Origin of the sequence: Pseudactinotalea terrae, from assembly GCF_009733845.1 — a bacterium.
GTDB lineage: Bacteria > Actinomycetota > Actinomycetes > Actinomycetales > Beutenbergiaceae > Pseudactinotalea > Pseudactinotalea terrae.
In genome coordinates, this window is the sequence record NZ_WNXZ01000004.1 from 114,970 (window position 1) to 136,007 (window position 21,038).

The following is a 21,038-nucleotide window of genomic DNA, read 5'->3' on the forward strand; positions in this document are numbered from 1 at the left end:
AACGGAGCACGGTGACACATCCCGACAGCGGCCGCCCGACGGTCATCACGGGCGCCGCGGTGCTCATGGCCGACGGCCGCGTGCAGCCCGGCTCGGTCGTGATCGACGGCAGCTCGATCGCCGAGGTCACGACCCGGCCGGTGCGCGGCCGCGGCGCGAACGTGATCGACGCCGAGGGTCGGCTGGTCGTGCCCGGTCTGGTCGACCTGCACCTGCACGGTGCGGGAGGTGCGTCGTGGGAGTCGGTCGTCGACCCCGGTACGGACGCGGCGCGTGAGTCCGCGGTGCCACGTGTGCTGCGGCACCTCGCCCGCGCGGGGGTCACGGCGACGTTCGCCTCCGTGGCGAGCGACGCCGTCGAGACCATGGCCGGACGCGCCCGTGCGCTGACAGGCTGGCGGGACCACCCGCTGCCGGACGGCGCCGAGCTCCTCGGCACCCATCTCGAGGGCCCGTTCCTCGCCTCTGCCCAGGGCGGCGCGCACGACCCGGCCCTGCTCGTGGAGCCGGCGCCCGACGCCGTCGCGCGCCTCGTCGAGACCCGCCCCGCCATGATCACGCTCGCGCCCGAGCTGCCCGGCGGGATCGACGCCGTGCGTGCGTTCGCGGCCGCGGGCACGATCGTGGCGATCGGCCACAGCGAGGCCGGCCCCGCCGAGGTGAGCGCCGCCGTCGAGGCCGGCGCCTCGCACCTGACGCACCTGTGGAGCGGGCAGTCGACCACGACCCGCTCCGGTCCCTGGCGCATGCCTGGGCTGCTCGAGGCGTCGCTCTCGAGCACGGGTCTGACCGCTGAGGTGATCGCCGACGGCAAGCACCTGCCGCCGGAGCTGCTCGAGATCGCCAGGCGCTGCCTGGGTGAGTCGCTGATCGCGGTCTCGGACGCGACCGAGGGTGCCGGGATGCCCGACGGGTTCACCTACGGGCTGGCGACCGTGCGCTGCGAGGTGCGCAACGGCGTCGGGATGGTGATCGGGCAGCCGGCGTTCGGCGGCAGCACCACCACGCTCGACGGCATGCTCGCCCACCTGTGCCTGGAGCTGGGCTGGCCGGTGCCGGAGGCGTTGCAGATGCTCAGCGCACGCCCGGCGATGATCGCGGGCGTCGGGGACCGCAAGGGCCGCCTTGCCGCGGGCTACGACGCCGACGTGCTGGTGCTCGACGAGCACCTCCGGCCGTGGCGTACCTGGGTGCGCGGCACCCCTGCCCTGCAGCCCTAGCCGGCCTTCGCCGTCGAGTGCGCACATTCCCGGTGAGAGCGCACTGCACACTGTGCGCACTCACCGGCCATGTGCGCATTCAGGAGCTGGGAACCCGGCTGCGTACCGGCTGCGTACCGTCTCGGGCCGGGCGGTGAGGGCAGCTGCGGAGCAGATCCGCTAGGACGTAGGAGCGGGTGCGGTGCTGCCGCGAATGATGAGGCGCGTCTCGAGCTGCACGACCTGGGGCGTGATCTCTTCGCCCGGGTGGTCGGCCATGTCCAGGACCAGGTCGACGGCGGTCATGCCGCTCCGGCTGCCCGGCACGTGGATCGAGGTCAGCGTGGGGTACGCCATGCCGGACATCGGGCTGTCGTCGATGCCGATCACGGAGATGTCCGGCCCGACCTTGACGCCGCGCTCGGTCATCCGCGCCATGAGGCCGAGCGCGATCAGGTCGTCGTAGGCGATGACGGCCGTCAGCGCCTTGCTGTGCACGAGATCGGCCGCGCGCACACCAGCCTGGATCTGGGGCTCGAACGGGCCGAGCTCGACCAGCTCGATGCCCAGCTCGGTGCACGCCGCGCGGACGGCGGTGCGTCGCTGCTCGTTCGACCAGGACCGGCGCGGGCCGTTGAGGTAGCCGATGCGGCCGTGGCCGAGCGAGGCGAGGTGCTCGACGGCCTCCTGCACGCCCTCGGAGGCATCGACCAGCACGCTGGTGGCACCCGGGACCTCGCGGTTGACGAACACGATCGGCGCCAGCTCGACCAGCTGCGACATCGACTCCGCCGGCGTGCGCGGCGACACGACGATGAGGCCGTCCACGCGCTTGCGCATGATCCTGGCGCGCTTGATCTCGTCGGCGGGGTGCTCGTCGACATCGGCGATCAGCACGGTCTTGCCCCGGCTCGCGGCGCGCGCCTGCACGGCCTTGATGATCGGCGGGAAGAACGGGTTCGCGATGTCAGGGACGATCAGCCCGAGGATGTCGCTGCGCCCCGAGGTGAGCGAGCGCGCCACCTGGTTGGGCTCGTAGCCCATCTCGCGCGCGACCTTGTGGATGCGCGCTCGAGTGGCCTCGTTGACCTTCTCGGTCCCGGACAGGGCCCGCGAGACCGTGGATGCGGACATGCCGACAGCGCGCGCGACGTCGGCGAGGGTGACCGCCATCGAACCCCCTTACTGAGGCGACTGCACGAGCCCGACGGCCGTGCCTTTCGTGCAGCAACGTGCGCATGAGGCTATCGCAGCCCCGCGGACATCTGCGGACTTCCGACGGTGTGGGAGCAAGCGGAGGAAAGCCTTGCCGCAAGCGCTTGCATTCCGTAGCGTAGCCAACCATGGCGACGAACGTGAGTCCTGACCCTGCCGGCACCAGTCCCGCGGAGGTGCGGCCGTTACGGCTCGGACTCGTGGGCAACGGCAACCGCGGGGTCATCGCACGCACCGCCGTCGCGGGCGATCCCGCCGCCGCCGTGGTGGCCGTGGCAGACCCGCATCCTCGCGCGCAGGCGCGCGCCGTGGAGCGGTTCGGGCCGGAGGTCGCGGTGCACGACGACGTGACCGGGCTCCTCGAGCACGGGCTGGACGCCGCGTTCGTCACCTCGCTCGACCACCAGCACGCCGACCACGTGGTCACGCTGCTGCAAGCGGGTGTGGACGTGTTCGTGGACAAGCCGATGGCCACCACCGTCGAGGACGCGGACCGCATGCTGCGCACCGCGTACGAGACGCGCAGTCGGCTCTACGTGGGCCACAACATGCGGCACATGCCGGTGATCTCGCTGATGCAGCAGCTGGTGGCGCAGGGGCGGATCGGGCGGGTCAAGGCGGTCTGGTGCCGCTACTTCGTGGGCGACGGCGGGGACCGGTTCTTCAAGGACTGGCACGCCGAGCGGGCCAACGTGAACTCGCTGCTGCTGCAGAAGGGCGCCCACGACATCGATGTCATCCACTGGATCGCGGGCGGCTACAGCACCCGCGTCAGCGCGATGGGCGGTCTCACGGTCTATGGCGAAGTGACCGATCGCGAGGATCGCAGCGGCCAGATGGTCAGCGAGTGGCTCGACCGCGAGAGGAACTGGCCACCGCTCGCGCAGCGAGGGCTCAACCCGGTCGTGGACGTCGAGGACCTCTCGATGATGACGATGCAGCTCGACAACGGCGTGTATGCGACGTACTCGGAGTGCCACTACACCCCTGACTACTGGCGCAACTACACGGTGATCGGGACCGAGGGCAGGATCGAGAACTTCGGTCTCGGCGCAGAGGGTGTCGTCAGGCTGTGGAACCGGCGCTCCGGCGAGTACCTGGAGCACGGCCACGAGGAGTTCCCGATCCCGGACGCGCCGGGCGGTCATCACGGGGCAGATCCCTCGCTGCTGCGCGAGTTCTTGGCGTTCGTGCGCACCGGCGCGCCGACCCGCACCTCGGTGGTCGCGGCACGGGAGGCGGTGGCGACCGCAGCGACCGCCACGACGTCGATGCGCACCGATTCCGCGGCCCTCGACGTGCCGCCGCTCGATCCCGCCCTCCGACGCTACTTCGACGCCGGGCAACCACGCTGACACAAACATTTGACATTGCCGCAACCGCTTGCGGTGCTATGGTCGACGCCGAGCGAGGGAACGTAGCACCGACGCCGTGACCTGAAGGAGAGCCGATGTCCCAGTCCCCGATGATGACCCGACGCACGCTGCTGGTGATGGGCGGTGGCGCAGCCGCAGCGATCCTGACGGCCTGCTCGAGCGAGGAGCCGCCCAATCCGTTCGACGGTGCCGAGGGCGCACTCGAGTCGCCCATGCTGGCCCAGAAGGTCGAGGCCGGCGAGCTGCCCGAGCTGGCCGAGCGGCTACCCGCGGAGCCCAAGGTGGTCGAGGTCCACGAGGGTCCGGGCACCTTCGGCGGCACCCTGCAGCGTGCCCAGCTCGATGTCGGTGACGCCGGCGCGCTGACGGCGTTCGCCGCCGTCGGCCTGCTCGAGTGGACCTGGGAGGCCGACGGCGCCGAGCCGAGCCTGGCCGCCGAGTTCAGCAAGAACGACACCAACACGGAGTTCACCTTCGTGCTGCGTGAGGGCCTGAAGTGGTCCGACGGCGAGCCGTTCACCTCCGCCGACCTGGCCTTCACGGTCAACGACGTGCTCCGCAACACGACGACCATCCCGTCGGCGCCGTTCTGGTTCAGCGACGGCGAGGACCGCCCCACGATCGAGACGCCCGACGAGCTGACGATCATCTTCCGCTACAACAACCCGTTCGCGCTTTTCGAGAAGTACATGTGCCACCCTGCGGTGAGCCACCAGTTCCTCAAGCCGGCGCACTACCTGAAGCAGTTCCACCCGGATCACACCGATCCGGCCGAGGTCGATGCCGCCACCGCCGCGGCAGGCTTCGACTCCTGGGACCAGTACTTCGCCGACCGCGACAACTGGTGGACCAACCCCGAGCGGCCCGTCCTCGGAGCCTTCATGGTGACCAGCCCCGCGAACGCGCAGAGCGGCACGGCCTCGCTGGAGCGCAACCCCTACTACTGGAAGGTCGACGGCGAGGGCCGCCAGCTGCCCTACCTGGACGGTATCCAGGTGCAGGTCCTCACCCAGGACGCGATCGACCTGCGGGCCGCCAACGGCGACCTCAACTTCCAGGGACACAACCTCGGTTACGGCTCGGCCCAGGTGTTCCTGCAGAACGAGGAGACCAACGCGTTCCGGATGCTGCGCTGGCGCAACGACGCCACGCTGCTGTCGATCTGCCCGAACCTCTCGCACCAGGACGAGGTGCTGCGCACCCTCTTCCTCGAGCCCGACTTCCGTGCCGCGCTCTCGCTCGGCATCGACCGCGACGACATGAACACCACGATGCTCGGCGGTCTCGGTGAGATCCGGCAGCCCGTTCCCACCGACGCCTCGGAGTACTACCTCGAGGGCACCGGGCAGCGCAATCTCGAGCACGACGTGGACCAGGCCAACGCCCTGCTGGACGGGCTCGGGCTCGCCCTCGGCTCCGACGGCAAGCGCCAGCGCCCCGACGGTCAGCCGCTCGAGCTCGTGCTCGCCTACGTGGACAGCACCGCCGGCGTGCCCACCGGTGACGCGTTCACGATGGTGCAGCGGTACTGGCAGGAGATCGGCATCGGGCTGAGCCTGCGCCCGGTCGACCCGACCCTGTACACCGAGCTGCGCAGCGCGAACGACTTCGACCTCGACGGCACCACCATGCCCAGCGATGACTTCGACATGGAGCCCGTCTGGCTGATCCCGACCGGGTCGAACAGCCACAGCGCGCCCGGCTACGGCCAGTGGTACGCCACCGGCGGCGCCGAGGGCATGGAGCCGCCAGCAGAGATCAAGGAGCTCATCGGCAGCTGGGACGCGCTGCGCTCCGCCGAGACCGACGAGGCGCGCCTCGAGGCCGGCCACGCCATCGTGACCCAGCACGACGAGAAGATGTACGCGATCGGTCTGCTGGCGCTGCCGTTCCAGCCCGTGGTGGTGACCGACGACATGCGCGGGGTCCGCGACGACGAGCCCAAGCTGTCGTTCTACTACGGCCGGGAAGGGATCACGAAGCCGGAGCAGATCTCCTTCACCGCAGCATCCTGACCGTCAACCCCGCGTCGCCACGGCGCTCACGTGAGGAGGTTGCGTGCTCCGGTTCACCCTGTACCGAGTCCTGCACGTCATCCCGACGCTGATCATCATCTCGATCATCTCGTTCTTCATCATCCAGCTGCCTCCCGGTGACTTCCTCACCACGCAGATCGCCGCGCTGGAGGCGCAGGGCGAGAGTCTCGACCCCGCACAGCTCGAGGCGCTGAGGATCCGGTACGGGATCGGGGAGCCGTTCTGGGTGCAGTACTGGAAGTGGATCAGCAACATCGTGCTCCACGGTGACTTCGGGTTGTCGTTCCAGTACCAGCGGCCGGTGGCCGACCTGATCTCCGAGCGGCTCGGCCTGACCGTGCTGCTGGGGCTGGCGACGCTGATCCTCACCTGGGTGATCGCCCTGCCGGCGGGTGTGATCTCGGCGATCAGGCAGCACAAGGCGGCGGACTACATCATCTCGGTGCTCGGCTTCGTCGCGCTCGCGGTGCCGAACTTCCTGGCGGCGCTCGCACTGGCCTACATCGGGTTCCGGTTCTTCGGGCAGAGCGTCGGTGGCTTGTTCTCGGCCGAGTACGTCAACGCGCCCTGGAGCTTCGGGAGGGTGCTCGACCTGCTGGAGCACCTCTGGATCCCGGTGGTCGTCATCGCGCTCGCCGGCACCGCCGGCATCATCCGCACGACCCGCGCGAACATGCTGGACGAGCTGCACAAGCCCTACGTCACCACGGCGCGGGCGAAGGGACTCCCCGAAGGCCGCACCATCCGGAAGTACCCGTTGCGGATCGCGCTGAACCCGTTCGTGTCCACGGCGGGCTGGAACATCCCCTCGATCTTCGACGGCGAGGTGATCGTCGCGACCGTGCTCGCGCTGGGCACCACCGGTCCGCTGCTGCTGGGTTCGCTGCGGTCCCAAGACATGTATCTCGCGGGAGGGATCATCCTCATCATCGCCGTCCTCACGGTCATCGGAACCTTCATCTCCGACCTGCTGCTGGCCGCCGTCGACCCTCGCGTGCGATTCGGAAAGGCCTGAGCGATGAGCCAGCCCCAGCTACCGGTCGCCGACCCCGAGCCCGACGAGACCGGCACCACGGAGGACCTCTCGGCCGAGACGGGCCGCAGCAGCGGAGCGGTCGCGTCCGCCTCGCAGCGACGGCTGATCTGGTGGCGGTTCCGCAAGCACCGCCTCGCCATGATCGGGATGTGGCTGCTGGTGATCATGTACACGGTCGCCGCCTTCGCCGGCTTCTTCGCTCCCTTCAGCACCAGCAGCTACGAGGGCCAGCACGCCTATCACCCACCACAGGTGCCGCAGTTCTCGTTCGCGGAAGGTCTCTACGTCCACCCGACGACCGGGCACACCGACCTCGAGACCCTCGCCCCCGTGTTCGAGGAGAACACCGAGGAGTTCATCCACCTGCGGTTCTTCGTGCACGGTGACGAGTACAAGCTGCTCGGCCTGATCGAGACGGACATCCACCTGTTCGGCCCGAGCGAACCGGGTGAGCGCTGGTACGCGCTCGGCGCCGACCGCACCGGAGCCGACCTGCTCTCGAAGATCATCTACGGGTCGCAGATCTCGCTCTCGATCGGTCTGGTCGGCGTGGCGGTGTCGTTGCTCCTCGGACTGCTGCTCGGCGGCATCTCCGGCTACTTCGGTGGCACCGTCGACACGATCCTGCAGCGCGTCATCGAGCTCTTCATGTCGATCCCGACGCTGCCGTTGTGGCTGGGCCTCGCGGCCTCGGTGCCACCGCAGTGGGGGGCGGTGCCGACCTACCTGATGATCACGGTCATCCTGTCGCTGCTGGGATGGACGAGCCTGGCCCGTGTGATCCGTGGGCGGCTCCTGCAGATCCGCGACGAGGACTACGTCCTTGCGGCGAATCTCGACGGCGTCTCCACCGGCCGCATCATCTTCCGGCACATGGTGCCCGCCTTCACCTCGCACATCATCGCGACGGTCTCGCTCGCCGTTCCGGCGATGATCCTGTCCGAGACGGCGTTGTCCTTCCTCGGGCTGGGGCTTCGTGCGCCGGCCGTGTCGTGGGGCGTGCTGCTGCAGGACGCGCAGAGCGTCAACGTGATCGCGACCGCTCCGTGGCTGCTGATCCCCGGTCTTGCCGTGGTGCTCGCGGTGGTGGCCTTCAACTTCGTCGGTGACGGTCTTCGCGACTCCGCCGACCCCTACGGGAAGAGGTCCTGATGGCTGTCTCGTTCCTGCGTGCCCGCCGCCGTCGGAAGATGGCACCGGTGAAGGCGCCCCGCGAGCTGGCCGCCGTGGCGGTCGAGCCCGAGGAGATGTCCGACCCGGGAGCGATCCTGGACATCCAGAACCTGCGCACCACGTTCCGGACCGACGAGGGCGAGGTCAACGCCGTCAACGACATCAGCCTGGTGGTGCAGCGCGGCCGCACTACCTGCATCGTGGGCGAGTCCGGGTCCGGCAAGTCGGCGACAGCACGGTCGATCATCCAGGTCGTCGACAACCCGGGCATGGTGGAGAGCGGTCGGATCCTGTTCCGGGCCGAGCCCGAGGGGCCGGTCCACGACATCGCGGCGCTGTCAGAGACGGGCGATGGCATCCGATCGATCCGTGGCAGCCAGATCGGCCTGATCTTCCAGGAGCCGATGTCATCGCTCAGCCCGGTCCACACGATCGGGAACCAGATCGCCGAGGTCCTCGAGCTCCACACCGACCTCGACGAGACGCAGATCCGGGAGCGGGTCATCGCCGAGCTCACCGCTGTCGGGATCCCGGATCCCGAGGAGCGGATCGACGCCTACACGTTCCAGCTCTCCGGCGGCATGCGGCAACGCGCCATGATCGCGATGGCGCTGATCGCACGGCCCTCCCTGCTGATCGCGGACGAGCCCACGACGGCGCTCGACGTCACCACCCAGGCCCAGATCCTCGACCTGCTGGCCGACCTGAAGCGTGACCTGTCGATGACGATGATCTTCATCACCCACGACCTCGGGGTCGTCGCGGAGATCGCCGACGACGTCGTCGTGATGCGGCACGGCAAGGTGCTGGAGACAGGACCGGTCGAGCAGATCTTTCACGCCCCGCAGCACCCTTACACCAAGGAGCTGCTCGCGAGCCTGCCGCAGCGGGAGAGCGGCACGGGTGCGACCGAGCCCGTGCGCGAGGTGCCCCCACGGGTCGAGGTGAGCGACGCCGTCGAGATGTCCGTGCGGCACGACGAGCCCGACGTCGAGCCGCTGCTGCGGATCGAGGGACTGCGGATGGAGTTCGACAGCGTCTCGGGGTCGATGTTCAGCCGGGGGCAGAAGAAGAGGATCGTCGCCGTCAACGATGTCAGCCTGCAGATCGCGCCGGGCAGCACGCTTGGCCTCGTGGGCGAGTCGGGCTGCGGCAAGACGACGCTCGGGCGGTGCGTCATGCGCGCCTACCGACCCACCGCAGGGCAGATCCACTACGACGACGGCGGGCACGCCGTCGATCTCGCCACCCTGAGCAAGAAGGAGCTGCGGCCGTACCGCCGGCTGATCCGGATGGTGTTCCAGGACCCGTACGGCTCGCTCAACCCGCGCATGACGGTGCGCGAGGTGATCGGGGAGCCGCTGCGGGCAGCCGGGCTGGCGCAGGGGTCGGAGCTCGACGACCGGGTCGAGGCGATGCTCGAGCGGGTGGGGCTGCGGCGCGCGATGGGGAGCCGCTACCCGCACGCGTTCTCCGGAGGCGAGCGGCAGCGGATCGGGATCGCCCGCGCGCTGATCACCGACCCGACGCTCGTGGTCGCCGACGAGGCGGTGTCCGCGCTCGACGTGTCCGTGCGCACCCAGATCCTTGAGCTCCTCGCCGAGCTGCAGCAGGAGCTGGGCCTGACCTACCTGTTCATCTCGCACGACCTGTCGGTGGTGGAGCGAGTCTGCGACCGGGTGGCGGTCATGTACTACGGCAACCTGGTCGAGGAAGGACCGGCGCAGTCGGTGTTCGAGAATCCGCAGCACGGGTACACCCAGGCGCTGCTGTCGGCCGTGCCGATCCCCGACCCGCGCCTGCGGGGCAGCCGCCCCCGGATCGTCTACCGCCCGGAGGAGGCGGCGTAGGTAGACCTCGCGATCAGGAGAGTTGGAGCCGGTCGCCCAGGATCTCGTGCACCACCCGCAGGGGAGCGTGGCGAGCGAGACCGACGATCGTGCTCTGCCACTCGCCACGGCCCTGGTCGTAGAGGCGTTCGGTGAGCATCCGCTCGGGGTCGACGACGTCGTCGGTCACCGTCAGCGTCGCGATCCTGTCGTCGACCACTGCGGCGAGCTTCGCGACGAACGCGGGCACGCCGTCGGCCTCGATGTGCACGGGGCTGTCGGTACCCAGCCCGGGCAGCAGGGTCGCGAGGTGCGGGTCGTGGAGGGCCACGTCGATCGCTCGGGTGATGTCGAACGCCTGCCCGGCGGCGAGGGAGTCGTCGAGCCAGAGCAGGTCGCAGAGAAGCTTGAACACGGCGGACCTGTGATCGCGGGCGTCGTTGCCATCCTTGTCGTGGGGTGCGAGCGCGCCGCGGCCGCGGACGTCGATGGCCAGAACGGCCTCGGTGCCGCCCCGCGCGGCCGGGTGATCGGTGGTCAGGCCGTCGGTGCCGGAGTCCAGCAGGAGCAGGCGGAGCGGGCGGGGACCCACCGTCGGGGCCGGGTCGGCAGCCAGCAGCACGCCGGCCCCCCAGACGTCGCGCTCGCTGCGCCACATGCCGTGCAGCGACTCCTGCGGGCGCGGGAGCCAGCGCGCGAACGGCGCGCGTGGCATGGCGCGGTGCGCGCGCACGCGTTCGGTCAGCCAGGCGCGTGCGGCCTCCGGCGCCGGCCTCGTGAGCGCATCGGCCTCGGCCCGCACGAGGTCGTGCACGAACTGCGACCCCGGCCGGTCGATCGCGACCTGGCCGCTCGGCATCGCCCGCATCCGGTCGGCAGGCGCGGGCTCCTCGGTGGGCGCGAGCGCAGGTGCGGGAAGCCCGAACGCCTGGCAGAAGAACGTGGCTGCGTCGTGCGCGAGCGGCGGTGGGTAGGCGTGCGTCGAGGCTGCGCTGTGCAGCGAGATCGCCTGCTCGGCGTCGAGAACCGCGTAGGCCCTCCGCGCGCGCTCGAACGACTCGAGCGTGCCCTCCATCGGGAAGAAGTCGAAGTCCACCGCCAGCACCGCGAGCGGCCGCGGGGCGAACGAGACGAGCAGGTCGGCGTGATCCACGCCGTTCGCCGTGCCGCCGGGCAGGATCTGCTCGGCATCCTGGCTCTGACCGGACCACAGGTACACGCCGCGGCTGGTCACGAACGTGCCGGGCGCGGCTGCCGCGAACCGGTCCTCCAGCGGCAGCAGCCACGTGGTCAGCGTGCCGCCGCCGCTGTTGCCGGTCACGCCGATGCGATCGGCGTCGACGTCGGGCAGCGTCTGCAGCAGGTCGACGGCGCGGCGGGCGTCGTGCACGAACCAGCGCGTGATGCTCTGCCCGAGCAGCCAGGCCGGGATGCCGGCGTAGGTGTGCTCGGCAGTCCCGACCGGGACCTGCGGGGTGCCCTCGGCGTCGAGGTAGCCGAGCCGCTCGCCCTGCCCGAACGGGTCGATGGCCAGCACCACCATGCCCGCCTGCGCGAGGCGCGCACACACCTGCTGGTAGCCGGGGTTGGCGCGGCCGTCCGGCGTGTGGCCGCACACGAACAGCAGCGCCGGTCGGGGGCCGTCGCCCGAAGTCGGGCGGTACAGCGTGGCCGTGACCGGCACGCCTGGCAGGGAGTCGAAGACCAGGTTCTCGACGACGCAGCCCAGCATCCGCTGCGGTCCTCGCCAGGTGGTCCGCGGCGGACCGTCGGGGCGCTCGGGCAGCCCGCCGATCCCGGCCAGCACAGCCTCGCGCGTGGCCCGTTGGCGCGCCCGGATCGCCTCGGCGTCGTGCGCCTCGTCAAGCCCGACGGCGGTCTGCGCCAGCACCTGCTCGGTCCGCCGGTTGACGTGCAGCAGCAGATCGAGCGAGACGTCGTGGTGACCGTCGAGATTCCGGTTCCACCCCAGCGCCGTCGCCATGCTGATCCCTCCGTCGGATGCGTTCGATGGTTAGGCTAGGCGCTTGCATGCGGTTGCTGCAATTGCGGTCCTGACACCTCCGGAGATTCCCGATGACTGAGACGCCACCCACACCCTCGAGCGACGCCTCTCGTGAGGAGCGACGGCGGTACGCCCTCGTCGGGGTCTCGAACCGCGGCGTGGCGAGCTTCGCGAAGCCGCTGATCGGATCGGTCGGCGGCGTCGAGAGCGCACACGGCTACGGCGCGAACGCCGACGACCTCTCGGGTGCGGGCGTGCTCGTGGCGGTGGTCGACGTCGATCGGGTGCGCGCGGAGCGGTTCGTGGCCGAGCACGTGCCGGCGGGCTATCCGCAGGTCCGGGTCTACGAGCCCGAGCGCCTCGGCGAGATGTTCCGCGAGGCGAGGCCGGACGCCGTCGTGGTCGCCTCGCCCGACCACACGCACGGGCACTACATCCTCGCGGCCCTCGAGGCAGGGATCGATGTGATCTCGGAGAAGCCGATGGTGGCGACCGCAGCGGAAGCGGCGCGCGTGGTCGAGGCCGAGCGGGCAAGCGCTGCCACGGTGCACGTGACCCACAACTTCCGCTACCCGGCACGGCACCGGCACATCAAGCGGCTGCTGACCGAGGGCGCGATCGGGCGGCCGCTGCACGTGGACCTCTCGTACTACGTGGACACCCGGCACGGCGCGAGCTACTTCCTGCGATGGAACCGCACGCGCGCGGCCTCGGGTGGGCTCACGATCCACAAGAGCACGCACCACCTCGACCTGATCGCGTGGTGGCTGGGCGCGGACCCCACGCGCGTCTACGCGGTCGGCGGGCGCGACTACTACGGGCCGGACAGCCCGCACCGCCCTGCCGGTGCGAGCACCGCGGACGAGGTGCGCGCGCGCGACCCCTACCACCGGGCGCAGCAGGGCAGCGGGACGTTCCCCGAGCCGACCGGGAAGGCCCGGGTGGGGCTGTTCGACCTGCCGTACGAGGTGCAGTACCCGGCCTCGCAGGACATGACGCTGTACGACGACGAGATCGACATCGAGGATCACCTCGCCAGCCTGATCTCGTACGCGAACGGCGCCACGGCCGCGTACTCGGTGCAGTTCTCGGCACCCTGGGAGGGGTACCGGCTCACGATCACCGGTACGCACGGCTCGATCGTGGCGTACGTGGGGCGCACCCCCGAGAACGAGCAGCTGCCCGGCTCCGGCGAGATCGTGCTGCGGCGGCTGTTCGAGGAGCCGGAGCCGATCGAGGTGCCCGTGGTGCTCGGCGGTCACGAGGGCGCCGACCCGCTGATGCGCCGCGACCTGTTCGTGGGCCCGGACGAGGAGTCGATCGCGCTGGGCTTGATGGCGGATGCCCGCCAGGGTGCGCTCGCGGTCGCCACAGGTGAGGCGATGTGGCGGTCCGCCCAGGAGGGACGCGCGATCGAGATCAGCGAGCTGCTCAGCTCAGCGTCTCGGTGAGGGCCTGGTTGCGCAGCTCGGGCAGGAACACGGTAGCGAGCATCGCGATCCCGAACGCCGCCGCGAAGACCCCGAAGGTGAGCGTCGTGCCCCCGGCCGCCAGCAGCGGTGGCACCAGGAGCGGGGCGATGATCGAGGCGAGCCGGCCGAAGGCCGCGGCGGCACCGGCTCCGCTGCCGCGCATCGACGTCGGGTAGATCTCCGGCGTGATCGCGTAGAGCGCGCCCCATGCCCCGAGGTTGAACGCGGACAGCACGATGCCCGCGATGAGGATCGTCGCGATGCTGTTCGCCTGCCCGAAGGCGAACGCCGCGACGGCGGAGACCGCGAGGAAGGTGATGAGCGTGGGGCGACGACCCCAGCGCTCGATCAGGTAGGCCGCCAGCGCGTAGCCGGGGAGCTGCGCGAGCGTGATGTAGAGCGTGTACTCGAAGGACTTCACGATCGTGAAGCCGGACTCCACGAGGATCGAGGGGAGCCACAGGAAGGCCCCGTAGTACGCGAAGTTGATCCCGAACCAGACGATCCACAGGGCCGCCGTCCGACGGCGCAGGTCCGGTCGCCAGAGCTCTCGCCACCGCGGGGGCGTGGGCTCGGCGGGGATGGGCTCGGAGGGTACGTGCGGGACGCCCGCGGACACCTCGAACCTGCGGACCGCGGCTTCGGCCTCGTCCACGCGGCCCTTGCGCTCGAGGAACCGCACCGACTCGGGCAGGCCCCGCCGGACCACGACAGCGAACAGCGCCGGGATCACCCCGATGACGAAGGCCCAGCGCCAGCCGTTCTCGAGCGGCACCACGAGGTAGCCGATCGTGGCCGCGGCGATCCAGCCGACCGCCCAGAACGCCTCGAGCAGCACGACCACCCGGCCCCGGATCTTCTTGGGTGCGAACTCGCTGACCAGCGTCGAGGCGACCGGCAGCTCGGCGCCGAGACCCAGCCCGGTGACGAAGCGCAGCACGAGCAGCGCCCCGACGCTCCCCACCAGCGCGGTCGCACCGGTGGCCAGCCCGTAGACCAGCAGGGTCAGCGCGAACACCTGCCGGCGCCCGATCCGGTCCGCCAGCAGCCCGCCGACGCTGGCGCCCACCGCCATGCCCGCGAACCCGATCGAGACGATCCACGACACCTGGGTGCCGCTCAGCGACCACTCCTGGGCGAGCGAGGCGATGATGAACGAGATGAGCCCGACGTCCATCGCGTCGAGCGCCCAGCCCGTGCCCGAGCCGCCGAGGAGCTTGCCGTGCTGCCGGCTGAACGGCAGCCGGTCGAGGCGCTCGGTGCGCGTCAGCGACGCCGGCTGGGTAGGCGTGGGTGCGGCGGACTTGTCTGGCACGGAGACGAACCTCCCACACCCGGTGCGTGTTGGCGACATCTCCGGCCCTGGTCTCACCGCCGAGGCCATGTCGCCGAGTTCGTGGCGGGTCGTCGAGTTCGCTGGGAGTACCGCACGAACTGGACGATCAGGGACGAACTCGGCGGTCCAACACCCGGGTCGCCACGCCCGGCCGGCCACTCAGGTGAGGGCGGCGGCGATCGTGGGCAGGGCCCGCGGGTCGGTCTGGATGATGAGCGTGGTCACGCAGGTGGCCTCCCACGTGCGCACCTGCGAGGCGAGGTCCGACGGCGAACCTGCCAGGGCGACGTCGAGCACGAGCTCGGTGGGGACCGCCGCGGCGGCACCCGCCTTGTCGCCGGCCAGGTAGCGCTCGGTCACCTCGGCGCAGGCGTCGTCGTAGCCGAGGCGCAGGACCGCCTCGCGATGGAAGTTCGTGGCCTCCGAGCCCATGCCGCCCACGTAGAGAGCGATGTGCGGCTTGAGCAGCGCCGCCGCGCTCTCGACGTCCGCACCCACGGCCACCGGCACGCTGGCGCACACCTCGAACTCCGCAGCCGGGCGGAGGTCACCCGAGCGGCGCGCGAAGCCCTCCTCGAGGTGTCCCCGGGCTGCGCCGTCGAGCCGGGGGGAGAAGAAGGCGGGGAGCCAGCCGTCGGCGATCTCGGCGGCGAGCGCCGTGTTCCTGGGACCCTGTGCAGCGAGGTGGATCGGGAGATCGGCGCGCAGCGGGTGCACGGTAGAACGCAGCGCCTTGCCCTCGCGGCCCGGCAGCGGCAGCGGGTAGGCGGGCCCCGGTGCCGTGACGGGCTCTTCGCGGCGCAGCACGCCCCGGACGATCGCGAGGTACTCGCGGGTGCGGGCGAGCGGCTTGGCGTAGGACTGCCCGTACCAGCCCTCGACCACCTGCGGGCCGGAGGCGCCGAGCCCCAGCACGAACCGGCCGCCGGAGAGATGGTCGAGCGTCAGCGCCGCCATCGCGGTGGCGGTCGGGGTGCGGGCGGACATCTGCGCGATGCCGGTGCCGAGCCGCACCCGCGACGTCGCAGCGCCCCACCACGCGAGCGGGGTCAGCGCGTCAGAGCCGTAGGCCTCGGCGGTCCACACCGAGTCGAGGCTGAGAGCGTCGGCACCGGCGACCGCCTCCGCCGCACCTGGAGGGGGGCCGGAGGACCAGTAGCCGGTGTGAAACCCGAGCCTCATCGCTGCGTCACCACCCCGCGACGCTACCCCAGTCCGCCTGCCCGCCCCCTTCTTCTCAGAGCTGGGTCACGACCTCGCGGGCGATCAGCTCGAGGTGGTCGAGGTCGTCGAGGTCCATGACCTGCAGGTAGAACCGCTCGGCACCGGCCTCGCGGTAGGCGCCCAGCGTGTCGACGACCTCCGAGACCGTGCCCGCGAAGCCCTGGGTGCGCAGCTCCTCGGGGTCGCGACCGATCGCTTCGGCGCGACGGCGGTACTCGGCCTCGTCCTTGCCGACCACCGTGGCGTGCGCTATCGAGGTGATGAGCGAGGCGCGGTCGCGCCCGGCCTTCTCGCAGGCTGCGCGCACCCGCTCGAAGTTGTGCGCTGCGTCCGCGGCGGAACAGAAGTTCGCGTTGTACTCGGCGGCGAAGCGGGCGGCGAGCGCCGGCGTCCGCCTCGCGCCGGAACCGCCGATGATGATCGGGATGTCGTGTGCCGGCTTGGGCAGCGCGGGGGACTCGGCGAGCTGGTAGTGGTCGCCCTCGAAACTGTAGGTCTCGCCCGTCGGCGTGCCCCATAGGCCGGTGACGATCTCGAGCTGCTCGGCGAAGGGACCGAACCGCTTCGCCGGGAACGGCACCCCGTAGGCCGCGTGCTCGGCCGCGAACCAGCCGGTCCCGAGCCCGAGCTCGACACGCCCGCCCGACATCTGGTCGACCTGCGCCACCTGGATCGCGAGCAGCCCGGGCCAGCGGAACGTCGCCGAGGTGACGAGCGTGCCGAGCCGGATGGTGCTGGTCTCGCGCGCCAGCCCGGCGAGCGTCACCCACGAGTCGGTGGGCCCAGGCAGGCCGTCGCCGCCGCCCATCGCCAGGTAGTGGTCCGAGCGGAAGAACGCGTCGAAGCCGAGGGTCTCGGCGGCCTGGGCCACACGGAGCTGGTCGTCGTAGGTGGCGCCCTGCTGGGGCTCGGTGAAGATGCGGTAGTCAGTCACGGCACACAGCCTGCCAGGTCTCGCGACCGGTTCTGTTAGAGTAAACAAACGTTCATTCAACCGGAGGGCATGTGCCACGTCGACCCGAGCAGCTCGAGAAGATGCGCGACGTCACGCGCGAGAACATCCAGACCGCGGCCGTCCGGCTCTTCGCCCGCCACGGCTTCGCGGCCACGACGATGCGGCAGATCGCGGCTGCTGCGCAGATCAGCGCAGGCCTGATCTACCGCCACTACGCCAGCAAGGAGATCCTCTTCGAGGAGCTGCTCTCGCAGGCGGTCACGGGCCTGGGTGCGATGGCTGCCACGCTGCGCGAGGCGGATGATCCCGCGCAGACCCTGACCTCGGTCACCCGATCGATCCTCGACGGTCTCCGTGCCGACGACGGCGCAGCTGAGTTCTTCCTGGTGATGAACCAGGGTTTCGCGACCGACGACCCGCCCGGGACCGCTGCCAGGCTGACCCGCGAGCACACCGAGCTGTGGGACGCCATGACCGCGCTGGTCGGCCGCGGGCAGCACACGACCGCCGACGCCGCCGAGCTCACCACGTGCTACTTCGCGACGCTCTCGGGTCTGGTCACCCTCCGCGCAGCCCTCGGCCCCGCCTTGGCGATGCCCAGCGCCGAGCTGCTGACCCGACCGCTGCTGGGGGACCGAGCATGAACCCGGAGATCCACCGAGCCGACACGCTCGGAGAGCCGCACCGGCGCGGGATCGCCGAGGTGCTGGTGCGCGGCTTCGCCGAGGACTTCGCCTACTTCTCCACCGATCCCGAACGGCTCGCGGACGCCTTCGAGCACATGATCCTGCTCGAGCGCTTCTACGTCGCGCTCGTCGAGGAACGGCCGGCAGCGATCGCCTCGTTCACCGAGGGGGCGCAGGAGTGCTTCGCGCCACGCTGCGGGCCGATCCGCCGGCACCTGGGTCCGATCCACGGCACGATCACCTACGCCGTGGTGCGGAGTCAGTTCCTCGGCGCACCGCCCGACGCGCGGCCCGGTCTGGCCGAGATCGGGTTCGTGACGACCGCGCCCGACCACCAGGGGCGCGGGGTGGCGACCGCCCTGATGCGGCACCTGCTGGCGCTGCCCGGCTACGACGAGTTCCTGCTGCGGGACATCAAGGACACCAACGCGGCCGCGCTGGCGCTGTACCGCAAGCTCGGCTTCGAGCAGTCCGCGAGCCGGCCGATGCGGTCGCCGGCGCGCGCCGGGTTCTCCGAGTACGTCTCGATGCGACGCCCCGGCACCCGGGCATGACGAAGGCCCGCGTCTCCCGACATGGTGTCGGGGCACCGCGCTGGACGAGTGCGCGGCTCCGCGGGCCTTCGGGTGACTGCCGTGTACTCCCCAGCGCTCACGCGCATCGGAGGGGCAGACGCCGTCCGTCGGCGGGAGAGCCCTAGAGGGCAGTCACCTCACGAGTCCCAAGAATCTTCATTGCTTGGACCACCTCCTTTCGCGTGTACCGCCACGCTATGCCTGACGGCGGAGGCCTGCCAAGCATTTTCGCCGCACTCACGGCGAGCGCACGACCGCCCCGGGGCGGTGGTGACACCGTCAGGCCTCGGCGAACTCGATGGTGCCGTCGCGGCGGCCGGTGGTGACGAGGCGCTCGAGCAGGAGCGCGCCGATCGTGTACCAGCCCAGGGCGACCAGCACGGAGAGCCCGAGATGGAGGAGCACCTCGCGGGCGGTGTACGTGCCGCTCTCGAGGAGGCGGATCACCTGCAGGTCGTGGGTGAGCGGGAAGATCTGCGCGAACCACTGCACCCACGGCGGCCAGAAGGTCAGCGGGACCATGACGCCGCAGACCAGCATCATCACCGTGTAGGACAGGTTGGTGGCCCAGTTCCGCAGCCGCATGAAGCGCAGCACCACGGCAGCGAGGGCGAGACCGTAGCCGTAGGTCGTGACCGCCACCAGCAGCAGCACGCCGAAGGCGGCGAACCCGTCGCCCAGCGTGAACGAGACCCCGAACGCGTGCCCGACCACGAACAGCGCCACCGTGGCCGTGGCCACGCCGCTCGGCAACCACTGGACGCTGCGTCCCAGGAGAACCGGCCACAACCGGGTGGGTGCGGCGACGAGCAACGGGAGCGTGCCCGAGTAGCGCTCTCGCGTGGTGGTCGAGACGACCAGCAGCGCCTCCATCGCCGTCGCCAGCACGGCGGAGCCGATGAACAGGTACCGGATCCGATCGGGGCTGCCGAGCAGCGAGCCGATGAGGGCGTAGAAGACGACCTGCGCGATGATCCTGCCGAGCCAGCCGAGGGTCCAGGACGTGATGGTGAAGGTGGCGGTGAGGTCGGCCCAGGCGTTGCGGGTCGAGGCGAGCACGACGCGCGCGGTGGTGCCGCGGGGGAGCTTGGTGGCGACCTCGGGGCGGGGGCGGCGGGTGCCGGTCCTGGAGTCAGGCATGGCCGATGGTCCCGGTGCGGCGGATCTCGGCGAGCGCGCGCCGGACCAGCACCCCGCCGATGATCGCGCCGACCGTGCCGAGCAGCACGATCATCACGAGGTGCAGGGCCACGTCCGGGACCGGTTCGGGGCCGACCGCGGCGCGCATGAGGTCGGAGGACCAGGACAGGAACACCAGCCGGGTCAACGGCTCCAACCAGTCCGGCAGGTAGCTGACCGGCACCATGACGCCGCCGAGCACGTAGAACGGGTAGGTCAGCGAGTTCTGGAAGGCGCGGGCGGCTCGGGTGCGGACGAACAGTGCGGCGAGCGCCATCGCGCTGCCCGCCGTGGCGTAGCCGGTGGTGAGCACCGCCCCCAGGAACACCGAGGGGTGGTGGATCTCGACGTGGACCCCGAACACCAGCCAGGCCACCACCCAGGACTCCACGAAGCCCAGCAGCGACACCGCGGTCACGGCCGTGATCCGGCCGGTGATGACGGCGGGGAACGGCGCGGGCGCGACCACCAGTGCCTCCAGCGACCCGTTCTCGCGCTCGCTCTCGACGGTGTCACCCGAGGTCTGCAGCGCCATCTGCCACAGCACTAGCAGCGCGGGGGCGAGCACCGCGAACGAGGCCAGGTCGTCACGCCCGGCATGGAGCATGATCGCCAGGAACACCAGCGTCAGCATCGGTGCTGTCACCAGCGCCATCAGCCGGTCGGGGGAGCGCCGCAGCTCCCGGAGCTCGCGCTCCAGACCAGCGAGGAAGCCGTTGAGGTACGCGAGCGCCCCGTAGCCGTGGCTCTCGACGGTCGCCGCGGTCATCAGTCGACCCGCATCCCGCGCTTGCCGATGACCTGCAGGTACACCTCGGCGAGGTCGGGCCGAGTGGTCGCGACGTCGGTGATGCCCAGCTCGAGCAGCAGGCGCAGCACCTCCGGGGCGGCGCCGTCGGCGGCGGTGTCGACCACCAGCGTGCCGGGTGCGGACTCGCGGACCGCGGCGACACCGGAGAGCGCCTCGAGGGCGGCGGTGACCGACGAGACCCGCTCGGGAGGCACGCCGTCGGCGCGCACCCGCGCGTACCGGGTGATCCACGTGCCCAGGGTGCTGGGGCGCTCGGTCGCCAGGATCGAGCCGTTGTCGATCAGCGTGACGCGGTCGCAGATCGCCTCCGCCTCGGCCATGTCGTGGGTGGTGATGAGGACCGTGCGGCCCTCCGCTCGCAGGCCGCGGACGAGGTGGCGGAACTCCTGGGCGGCCACCGGGTCCATGCCGGTGGTGGGCTCGTCGAGGATGAGCACCTGCGGGTCGCCGATGAGCCCGCGGGCGAGGTGCAGGCGCTGCTTCATGCCGCGGCTGAAGGTCTCGACGCGCACGTCGGCACGCTGCTCGAGGCCGAGGCGCTCGAGCAACGTGGTCACGCGCAGCTGGGCCTGTGCGCCGGACAGGCCGTAGAGCGAGGCCCAGAACTGGAGGTTCCCGCGCGCGGTGAGCCGCGTGTACAGGCCTCGCTCGCCTCCGAACACGATGCCGATGAGGCGCCGCACCGCGGCGGTGTCGGCCACGACGTCGTACCCGCAGATCTCGGCCCGGCCGCTGGTGGGCAGCAGCACCGTGGACAGGATCTTGCACAGGGTGGTCTTGCCGGCGCCATTGGGTCCGAGAAGCCCGTGGATCTCGCCCTCGGGGATCTCGAGGTCGACGTCACGGAGCGCCGTCACGAGTCGTTGCCCCCTGCGGCCCCCGAACTCGCGACGCAGCCCAGTCACTGCGACAGCGGATCCCACGTGCTGAC

At 70.8% G+C, this 21,038-nt stretch carries 17 protein-coding genes; 9 read left to right on the forward strand and 8 right to left on the reverse strand.

Annotated elements, in window-relative coordinates; all coding sequences use genetic code 11:
• Positions 1-11: 11 nt before the first annotated feature.
• Complete coding sequence (locus GPA03_RS14410) at positions 12-1,220, forward strand: N-acetylglucosamine-6-phosphate deacetylase (protein ID WP_156252736.1); 1,209 nt, start codon at positions 12-14, stop codon at positions 1,218-1,220.
• A gap of 159 nt (positions 1,221-1,379) precedes the next feature.
• Here GPA03_RS14410 and GPA03_RS14415 read toward each other — a convergent pair whose 3' ends face one another.
• Entirely contained in the window at positions 1,380-2,372 is a 993-nt protein-coding gene (locus GPA03_RS14415) for a LacI family DNA-binding transcriptional regulator (RefSeq protein ID WP_156252737.1), read from the reverse strand.
• Between the two features lie 170 nt (positions 2,373-2,542).
• Between GPA03_RS14415 and GPA03_RS14420 the strand changes: the two genes are divergently transcribed.
• The 5 genes from GPA03_RS14420 (at position 2,543) to GPA03_RS14440 (ending at position 9,885) form a co-directional block, all read left to right on the forward strand.
• A complete protein-coding gene (locus GPA03_RS14420; RefSeq protein ID WP_241681310.1) occupies positions 2,543-3,769 on the forward strand; it encodes a Gfo/Idh/MocA family protein in 1,227 nt (408 codons plus the stop codon).
• A 95-nt stretch (positions 3,770-3,864) separates the two neighbouring features.
• A complete protein-coding gene (locus GPA03_RS14425; RefSeq protein ID WP_156252738.1) occupies positions 3,865-5,805 on the forward strand; it encodes an ABC transporter substrate-binding protein in 1,941 nt (646 codons plus the stop codon).
• A 43-nt stretch (positions 5,806-5,848) separates the two neighbouring features.
• A complete protein-coding gene (locus tag GPA03_RS14430; RefSeq protein WP_156252739.1) occupies positions 5,849-6,841 on the forward strand; it encodes an ABC transporter permease in 993 nt (330 codons plus the stop codon).
• Positions 6,842-6,844: 3 nt separating this feature from the next.
• Positions 6,845-8,014, forward strand: a complete 1,170-nt coding sequence (locus GPA03_RS14435; protein WP_156252740.1) for an ABC transporter permease — start codon at positions 6,845-6,847, stop codon at positions 8,012-8,014.
• Entirely contained in the window at positions 8,014-9,885 is a 1,872-nt protein-coding gene (locus GPA03_RS14440; RefSeq protein WP_241681311.1) for an ABC transporter ATP-binding protein, read from the forward strand. The genes GPA03_RS14435 and GPA03_RS14440 overlap by 1 nt, the downstream gene beginning before the upstream one ends.
• 13 nt (positions 9,886-9,898) lie before the next feature.
• Here the strand turns inward: GPA03_RS14440 and GPA03_RS14445 are convergent, their stop codons facing one another.
• The gene (locus GPA03_RS14445) at positions 9,899-11,848 is read right to left on the reverse strand and encodes an alpha/beta hydrolase family protein (protein ID WP_156252741.1); all 1,950 of its coding nucleotides are present in this window, start codon (positions 11,846-11,848) and stop codon (positions 9,899-9,901) included.
• Between the two features lie 92 nt (positions 11,849-11,940).
• Between GPA03_RS14445 and GPA03_RS14450 the strand changes: the two genes are divergently transcribed.
• Positions 11,941-13,320 carry a Gfo/Idh/MocA family protein gene (locus tag GPA03_RS14450; protein ID WP_156252742.1) on the forward strand — a complete coding sequence of 460 codons (1,380 nt, stop codon included), beginning with the start codon at positions 11,941-11,943 and terminating at the stop codon, positions 13,318-13,320.
• Here GPA03_RS14450 and GPA03_RS14455 read toward each other — a convergent pair.
• The 3 genes from GPA03_RS14455 to GPA03_RS14465 form a co-directional block, all read right to left on the reverse strand.
• On the reverse strand, positions 13,301-14,695 hold the full coding sequence (locus tag GPA03_RS14455) for an MFS transporter (RefSeq protein ID WP_156252743.1): 1,395 nt from the start codon (positions 14,693-14,695) through the stop codon (positions 13,301-13,303). The two genes, GPA03_RS14450 and GPA03_RS14455, sit on opposite strands and share 20 nt — an antisense overlap.
• Positions 14,696-14,836: 141 nt before the next feature.
• Entirely contained in the window at positions 14,837-15,859 is a 1,023-nt protein-coding gene (locus GPA03_RS14460) for an LLM class F420-dependent oxidoreductase (protein ID WP_156252744.1), read from the reverse strand.
• Positions 15,860-15,914: 55 nt separating this feature from the next.
• Complete coding sequence (locus GPA03_RS14465) at positions 15,915-16,835, reverse strand: LLM class F420-dependent oxidoreductase (protein WP_156252745.1); 921 nt, start codon at positions 16,833-16,835, stop codon at positions 15,915-15,917.
• Between the two features lie 71 nt (positions 16,836-16,906).
• Here GPA03_RS14465 and GPA03_RS14470 point away from each other — a divergent pair, with 71 nt between their 5' ends.
• Both GPA03_RS14470 and GPA03_RS14475 read left to right on the forward strand, forming a co-directional pair.
• Positions 16,907-17,500, forward strand: coding sequence for a TetR/AcrR family transcriptional regulator (locus GPA03_RS14470; RefSeq protein WP_241681312.1), 594 nt, complete (start codon positions 16,907-16,909; stop codon positions 17,498-17,500).
• The gene (locus tag GPA03_RS14475; RefSeq protein WP_156252746.1) at positions 17,497-18,096 is read left to right on the forward strand and encodes a GNAT family N-acetyltransferase; all 600 of its coding nucleotides are present in this window, start codon (positions 17,497-17,499) and stop codon (positions 18,094-18,096) included. The genes GPA03_RS14470 and GPA03_RS14475 overlap by 4 nt, the downstream gene beginning before the upstream one ends.
• 300 nt (positions 18,097-18,396) lie before the next feature.
• On the opposite strand, the gene GPA03_RS14480 is transcribed toward GPA03_RS14475, so the two are convergent.
• The 3 genes from GPA03_RS14480 to GPA03_RS14490 are packed head-to-tail and all read right to left on the reverse strand — an operon-like array spanning position 18,397 to position 21,030.
• Positions 18,397-19,257 carry an ABC transporter permease gene (locus tag GPA03_RS14480; RefSeq protein ID WP_156252747.1) on the reverse strand — a complete coding sequence of 287 codons (861 nt, stop codon included), beginning with the start codon at positions 19,255-19,257 and terminating at the stop codon, positions 18,397-18,399.
• Positions 19,250-20,065, reverse strand: a complete 816-nt coding sequence (locus tag GPA03_RS14485) for an ABC transporter permease (protein ID WP_156252748.1) — start codon at positions 20,063-20,065, stop codon at positions 19,250-19,252. Before GPA03_RS14485 ends, GPA03_RS14480 begins: the two co-directional genes overlap by 8 nt.
• Positions 20,065-21,030, reverse strand: a complete 966-nt coding sequence (locus tag GPA03_RS14490; protein WP_156252749.1) for an ABC transporter ATP-binding protein — start codon at positions 21,028-21,030, stop codon at positions 20,065-20,067. Before GPA03_RS14490 ends, GPA03_RS14485 begins: the two co-directional genes overlap by 1 nt.
• Positions 21,031-21,038: the final 8 nt, after the last annotated feature.